The following is a 6,440-nucleotide window of genomic DNA, read 5'->3' as shown; positions in this document are numbered from 1 at the left end:
GCCGTACTGGTTTAAAGTTAATCCACTATATTAAATTTGCATTCTCAAACGGCATTTCCATTGCAGCGGCGGCATAAAAGGCATACACTGACTACACGCGACTACAACAACAGGAGAACTTGAAATGAAACAATTGGCCATGTACATCAACGGACGCTTTGAAAACGATTTCAACGGCGAATGGCGCGATGTATTGAACCCGTCCACTGAAGAGGTCATCGCCCGCGAACCCAAAGGCGGCAAAGCGGACGTTGACCGTGCCGTAGCGGCGGCGCGTGCGGCGCAACCGGCATGGGAGCGGCTGCCTGCGGTCGAACGCGGCGCGTATTTGCGCAAAATCGCCCAAGGCATACGCGAACGCGCCGACGAGTTGACCGACACCATCGTTGCCGAAGGTGGTAAAACCAAAGACTTGGCGCGCGTGGAAGTCATGTTCACCGCCGACTATCTCGATTACCAAGCCGAATGGGCGCGCCGTTATGAAGGCGAAATCATCCAAAGCGACCGCCCGCGCGAAAATATTTTATTGTTCAAACGTCCGCTGGGCGTCGTGGCAGGCATCCTGCCGTGGAACTTCCCCTTCTTCCTGATTGCCCGCAAAATGGGTCCCGCTTTGGTCACGGGCAACACCATCGTCGTCAAACCCAGCAGCGTGACCCCGATCAACTGCCACATCTTCGCCGAAATCGTCGATGCGGTCGGACTGCCCGCAGGCGTGTTCAACGTCGTGAACGGTCCCGGCGCGGAAATCGGCAACGCCTTGTCCGCCCATCCGCAAGTCGATATGGTCAGCCTGACCGGCTCCGTCGAAGCAGGCCGCCAAGTGATGGAAGCCGCTTCCGCCAACATCACCAAAGTCTCGCTGGAACTCGGCGGCAAAGCGCCCGCCATCATTTTGAAAGACGCGGATTTGGACTTGGCAGTGAAATCCATCTTGGCTTCGCGCGTCGGCAACACCGGTCAAATCTGCAACTGCGCCGAGCGCGTCTATGTCCACAGCAGCCTGAAAGACGCGTTCATTGAAAAAATGACCGCCGCCATGAAAGGCGTGCGCTACGGCAATCCTGCCGAAGCCGAAGCAGGCGCGCTGGAAATGGGCCCGCTGATTGAAGAGCGCGCCGTCAAAGCCGTTGCCGAAAAAGTGGAACGCGCCGTCAAACAAGGTGCGACGCTGGTCTGCGGCGGCAAACGCGCCAAAGGACGCGGCTACTTCTTCGAACCGACCCTGCTGACCGACACCGACAACAACATGGACATCATGAAGGAAGAAACCTTCGGCCCCGTCCTGCCTGTTTCCACTTTCGACACGCTCGACCAAGTCATCGCCTTGGCAAACGACTGCGAATTCGGTCTGACCAGCTCCGTGTACACCACCAACCTGAACGAAGCCTTCTACGTCACCCGCCGCCTGCAATTCGGCGAAACCTACATCAACCGCGAAAACTTCGAAGCCATGCAAGGCTTCCACGCGGGCTGGAAAAAATCCGGCATCGGCGGCGCAGACGGCAAACACGGTTTGGAAGAATATCTGCAAACCCAAGTCGTTTATCTGGAAACCAATATTTGATAACGCCTTGATGTGTTGACATAAAAAGGTCGTCTGAAAATTTTCAGACGACCTTTTTCTATGTTCGGACGCAACGATTAAGGCGGGACACGAAACATCATCGCGACGGTTCAAACCAGACGATTTGTCCTTTATCGATATGTATCGGCACGGTATCGCCGGCGGGTAGCTGTCCGGCGGGCAGAAGGGTAGTCAGTTCGCCGTATTCGGGGTGGGCGAAGGTCAGACGCAGGCTGTCGGGCAAGGGGGTGAGGGACAGGATGCGGCAGGGTGTGCCTTGCGGGTCGGGACGGATGGCGTGTGTCGGGATGTGGCGCGCATCGTCGGTGTTGGGCAGCCCGAGCAGGCGGGCGGCCTGGGCGTTGGCGGGGCGGCGGAAGAGTTCGGCGGGCGTACCGTATTGGAGGATGCGCCCTTCGTGCATGAGGGCGATATGGTCTGCCAGCGCGGCGGCTTCTTCGGGGGAGTGGGTCACGAGGACGGCGGGGATGTTTTGACGGCGGATGCTCTCGTCGGTCAGGCGGTAGAGGTTGTGGCGCAGGTGGGTATCGAGGCTGGAGAAGGCTTCGTCCAAGAGGAGCAGGGAGGGTTTAATAATCAGAGCGCGGGCGAGGGCGAGGCGTTGCTGTTCGCCGCCGGAGAGGCTGCCGGGTTTGCGGCGGGCTTCGTTTTCCAAACCGATGTCGCGCAGCGCCTGCATGGTTTGTGCTTCGATTTCGGCTTTGGGCAGGCGGCGCATTTTGAGTCCGAAGCCGACGTTTTCTTGGGCGGTCAGGTGCGGGAGCAGGGCGTAGTCTTGAAACATCAGCGAGACGTTGCGTTTTTCGGGCGGGACGGCGGTGATGTCCTGCCCGTCCAGCCAGACTTCGCCGCTGTCGGGCTTGACGATGCCGGCAATGATTTTGAGCAGGGTGGATTTGCCGCAGCCGGAGCGTCCGAGGACGGCGAGGGTTTCGCCTGCGGAGACGGTCAGGCTGATGCGGTCGGCGACGGTTTTGCTGTCGAAGCGTTTGCAGATGTCGGTAAGTCGGAGCATGGGTTTCAGACGACCTTTTGGGAATCGGGAAAGGAAAACGGCGGGGGTTAACGGGTTTGCTTATTGTTTTATAGTGGATTAACTTTAAATCAGGACAAGGTGAGGTAACGCCGTACTGGTTTAAAGTTAATCCACTATATTTTTCGGCGTTCAGCGGCAAAGGCTGTCCAGCCATAGGCTTAGCGGGTGCTGCCTGTCGAGCACGCCGTAGCGTTTGAGGGCTTCTAGGGTAACGAGCTGGGCATCGTGCATCATGGTTTGGGACAACATGGTTTCGATGATTTGCGAAACGTTCATCAATTCAAACCCTGCGACTTCGCCGTCTTGGTTTTCGGGGCGGACGGATTCGGGCAGGATAATGTCGAAGATGTGCAGGATTTCGTTGTGGATGCCTCGCGATACGGGGCGCAGGCTGTGGATTCGGGCGGCGGCTCGGAGGTTGTCGAGGGCGGGCGGCATCAGTCCGGCTTCTTCTTCGCTTTCGCGGCAGACGGCTTCAAACGGGGTTTCGCCGCTGGCAATGCCGCCGCCGACGAGGTTGTCGAGTTTGTCGGGATCGACGGCTTTGTGCGGGCTGCGGCGGCCTATCCAAAAATGCCAGCTACCGTCGGTTTGCACCAATCCGTTGAGGTGGACGGCTTGGCTCATGAGTCCGAACGGGCGGAAGGCGGCGCGTTCCAACGCAAAGAGAACCTTGCCCGCGTCGTCGCACACGTCAAACTTTTCGTCGCGCCAGCCGTGCAGCAGTCCGAGGCTTTTCCATTCGTGCGCCAAGTGCTGCAAACTGTCGCCCATCGCCAGCCAGTTGTCCGTTTGCAGGCAGAGGTCGTCTGAAATTTCAGAAAGCCCTTCCTGCCAGTCTTGTTTGATCCGTTCGCGCCAAAGCGGATTCAGACGACCCAAAGCCAGTCCGTTCAGATAGAGCGTGTTCCAGTCGTCCGACGCACCGTAACTTGCCCGCGCCCAATCGTAGAGCGCGTCGTGGGTGCGGCGGTCGATCGTTTCGGAAAAACAAGGGTGCGAAGACATGGCTGTTCCTCAATCCAATCAATACATAATCATAAAGCGGATTGTATCTGCTCCGCTTCAATTTGCAACCAGTCCCGCCCGCAATCAGGCAGCACACGCTGCAAAGCCAAACCGCCCGAAAACCGCTATAATCGTCCCATTCTTTCGGAGGTCCAACACCATGAGCGAATTGAGCGAAATTCTCGCCTATAACCAAAATTTTGTCGAATCGGGCGAATACGAAAAATATTTCACTGACAAATATCCCGGCCGCGAACTGGCCATCCTGTCCTGCATGGACGCGCGCATCATCGAGCTGCTGCCCGACGCGCTCGGACTGAAAAACGGCGACGCCAAGCTCATCAAAAACGCCGGCGCAGTCGTTACCCATCCTTGGGGTTCCGTCATGCGCAGCCTTCTGGTCGCCGTGTTCGAACTCAAAGTCAAAGAAATCATGGTCATCGCCCACCACGACTGCGGCATGAAGGGGCTGAACGCCGCTGGTTTCCTTGAAAAAGTACACGAAAGCGACATCCCCGACGACCGCATCGAAACCCTGCGCAACGCCGGCATCGACCTCGACGACTGGCTGACCGGTTTCGAAAACGTAGAAGACAGCGTCCGCCACACCGTCAAAGTCATCCGCAACCACCCGCTCATGCCCGCCGACATCGCCGTCCACGGACTCGTCATCCATCCGACCACCGGCAAACTCACCCTCATCGTCGACGGCAGTCCCGAAGCAAAAAGCCTTTCAGACGACCCCGCCAACCCATAAACCTGATAGGTCGTCTGAAACCCAAACAGAGCGCACACCACACCCAAGGACACCCATGAAAAACATCGGACTTTTCGGCGGCACCTTCGACCCCATCCACAACGGCCACCTCCACATCACCCGCGCCTTCGCCGACGAAATCGGACTCGACACCGTCGTCTTCCTGCCCGCAGGCGACCCCTACCACAAAGACCCGTCCCGCGCCCCCGCCCAAGACCGCCTCATCATGACCGAACTGGCCATCGCTGACGACCCCCGCTTCGCCGCCAGCGACTGCGACATCGTCCGCGACGGCGCGACGTACACCTTCGACACCGTCCAAATCTTCCGCCAACAATTCCCCGCCGCCCAACTTTGGTGGCTCATGGGCAGCGACAGCCTCATGAAACTGCACACTTGGAAAAAATGGCAGACCCTCGTGCGCCAAACCCACATCGCCGTCGCCATGCGCCAAGGCGACAACCTCAACCAAACCCCGCGCGAACTCCACGCCTGGCTGGGCGAAGCCCTCCAAAACGGCAGCGTCCGCATCCTCAACGCCCCCCTGCACAACACCTCCTCCACCCAAATCCGCCAAACCCTCCAAAGCGGCAGACTTTCAGACGACCTCCCGCCCCAAGTCGCCCTCTACATCCGCGAACACAAACTGTACCAAAGCGGAAAATAGCGTAAATTCATACAGATAAGTTATAATACCGTCCAAACCCCATTTCATTCCCACCATTAGGAAAACAATGAACGAACAAGAACTGCAAGACCTGCAAAAAATGGTCGAAACCGCCGTCGAAGCCCTCGAAGACATTAAAGCCAAAGACATCTCCGTCCTCGAAACCCAAGAAAAAACCTCACTGTTCGCCCGCATGATCATCGCCAGCGGCGACAGCACCCGCCAAGTCAAAGCCCTCGCCAACAACGTCGCCGTCAGCCTCAAAGAAGCCGGCTTCGAAATCCTCAGCACCGAAGGCGACAGCGGCGAATGGACGCTCGTTGACGCAGGCGACCTCGTCGTCCACGTCATGCTGCCCGCCGTCCGCGACTTCTACGACATCGACACCCTCTGGGGCGGCGAAAAACCCAGCTTCCACGCCGGCGCGCAAAAACCCTGGCACGCCGCCGACTAAACCATCACCCCAAGCCGTCTGTGCATACAGACGGCTTTATTGCGCACACCCTACCCCCTTTGCCCAAACCGAAGCTTTCAGACGACCCCTTGACCGAACAATAACAATATCGGCTTAAGGAGTCCCGTTTCACCATCATTCAAACCCAAAGGTCGTCTGAAACCTTTCAGACGACCCCATCCGACCAAGGAAACCCATGAACATCACCGTCCTCGCCGTCGGCACCAAAATGCCCCGCTGGGTGGACGAAGCCGTCGGCGAATACGCCAAACGCTTCGGACGCGACGTCGCCTACACCCTCAAAGAAATCAAACCCGAAAAACGCGGCGCAGGCGTCAACGCCGCACAAGGCATGGCGGCGGAAGAAAAACGCATCCTCGAAGCCATCCCCCAAGGCGCATTCCTCATCGTCCTCGATGAACGCGGCAAAGCCCCGACCTCCGTCGAGCTGGCGGAACACCTCAAAAGCTGGCAGCAAAACGGCGAACACGTCTGCTTCGTCATCGGCGGCGCCGACGGCATGACCGACCACCTCAAACAACAAGCCCGCATGATGATGCGCCTCTCCAGCCTCACCCTCCCGCACGGCATGGTGCGCGTCCTGCTGACCGAACAGCTCTACCGCGCCGTCTCCATCCTCCACAACCATCCCTACCACCGCGAATAATATAGTGGATTAACTTTAAACCAGGACGGCGTTACCTCGCCTTGCCGTACTATCTGTACTGTATCTGCGGTCGTCGCCTTGTCCTGATTTAAATTTAATCCACTTATAAAAGCCGTTCCCGCAGGCAGGCTTCGTGTGTCCACCGCATAAATCGGGCGCAAGCGTATCTGTTGCGAATTTAATACATCAAGAAATAGTAAACTAGAAAATATTCAGATATTGTTTGAATGCCCGCCATAAGGACGATAAGATACCGACCTCAT

7 protein-coding genes are annotated in these 6,440 nt (G+C 57.6%); 5 read left to right on the top strand and 2 right to left on the bottom strand.

What is annotated here, in order from left to right; genetic code table 11:
- Window positions 1-124: 124 nt before the first annotated feature.
- Window positions 125-1,567 (top strand): aldehyde dehydrogenase, encoded by a 1,443-nt coding sequence (gene aldA, locus HMPREF3050_RS10165; RefSeq protein ID WP_070774691.1) that lies wholly within the window; start codon window positions 125-127, stop codon window positions 1,565-1,567.
- 97 nt (window positions 1,568-1,664) lie between these two features.
- On the opposite strand, the gene HMPREF3050_RS10160 is transcribed toward aldA, so the two are convergent.
- Window positions 1,665-2,603: an ABC transporter ATP-binding protein gene (locus HMPREF3050_RS10160; RefSeq protein ID WP_070774690.1), complete on the bottom strand. Its 939-nt coding sequence runs from the start codon at window positions 2,601-2,603 to the stop codon at window positions 1,665-1,667.
- A gap of 150 nt (window positions 2,604-2,753) precedes the next feature.
- A complete protein-coding gene (locus HMPREF3050_RS10155; RefSeq protein WP_070774689.1) occupies window positions 2,754-3,632 on the bottom strand; it encodes an NUDIX hydrolase in 879 nt (292 codons plus the stop codon).
- 160 nt (window positions 3,633-3,792) lie between these two features.
- On the opposite strand from HMPREF3050_RS10155, the gene HMPREF3050_RS10150 reads away from it, so the two are divergent.
- The 4 genes from HMPREF3050_RS10150 to rlmH all read left to right on the top strand — a co-directional run bounded on the left by HMPREF3050_RS10150 (window position 3,793) and on the right by rlmH (window position 6,177).
- Entirely contained in the window at window positions 3,793-4,389 is a 597-nt protein-coding gene (locus HMPREF3050_RS10150; RefSeq protein ID WP_070497802.1) for a beta-class carbonic anhydrase, read from the top strand.
- Window positions 4,390-4,444: 55 nt separating this feature from the next.
- Window positions 4,445-5,056 carry a nicotinate-nucleotide adenylyltransferase gene (gene nadD / locus HMPREF3050_RS10145; RefSeq protein WP_070774688.1) on the top strand — a complete coding sequence of 204 codons (612 nt, stop codon included), beginning with the start codon at window positions 4,445-4,447 and terminating at the stop codon, window positions 5,054-5,056.
- A gap of 67 nt (window positions 5,057-5,123) precedes the next feature.
- The gene (gene rsfS / locus HMPREF3050_RS10140) at window positions 5,124-5,510 is read left to right on the top strand and encodes a ribosome silencing factor (RefSeq protein WP_039410466.1); all 387 of its coding nucleotides are present in this window, start codon (window positions 5,124-5,126) and stop codon (window positions 5,508-5,510) included.
- A gap of 196 nt (window positions 5,511-5,706) precedes the next feature.
- Complete coding sequence (gene rlmH, locus HMPREF3050_RS10135) at window positions 5,707-6,177, top strand: 23S rRNA (pseudouridine(1915)-N(3))-methyltransferase RlmH (RefSeq protein ID WP_070774687.1); 471 nt, start codon at window positions 5,707-5,709, stop codon at window positions 6,175-6,177.
- Window positions 6,178-6,440 lie beyond the last annotated feature (263 nt).

This window comes from Neisseria sp. HMSC065D04, from assembly GCF_001815675.1.
Taxonomy (GTDB): Bacteria; Pseudomonadota; Gammaproteobacteria; order Burkholderiales; family Neisseriaceae; genus Neisseria.
Note: the sequence above shows the minus strand (reverse complement) of the source record. Positions and strands in the feature narration are given on the sequence as shown.

Coding starts and splice junctions, on each gene's coding strand:
- aldA (WP_070774691.1), top strand. CDS start 125: ATGAAACAATTGGCCATGTACATCAACGGACGCTTTGAAAACGATTTC.
- HMPREF3050_RS10160 (WP_070774690.1), bottom strand. CDS start 2,603: ATGCTCCGACTTACCGACATCTGCAAACGCTTCGACAGCAAAACCGTC.
- HMPREF3050_RS10155 (WP_070774689.1), bottom strand. CDS start 3,632: ATGTCTTCGCACCCTTGTTTTTCCGAAACGATCGACCGCCGCACCCAC.
- HMPREF3050_RS10150 (WP_070497802.1), top strand. CDS start 3,793: ATGAGCGAATTGAGCGAAATTCTCGCCTATAACCAAAATTTTGTCGAA.
- nadD (WP_070774688.1), top strand. CDS start 4,445: ATGAAAAACATCGGACTTTTCGGCGGCACCTTCGACCCCATCCACAAC.
- rsfS (WP_039410466.1), top strand. CDS start 5,124: ATGAACGAACAAGAACTGCAAGACCTGCAAAAAATGGTCGAAACCGCC.
- rlmH (WP_070774687.1), top strand. CDS start 5,707: ATGAACATCACCGTCCTCGCCGTCGGCACCAAAATGCCCCGCTGGGTG.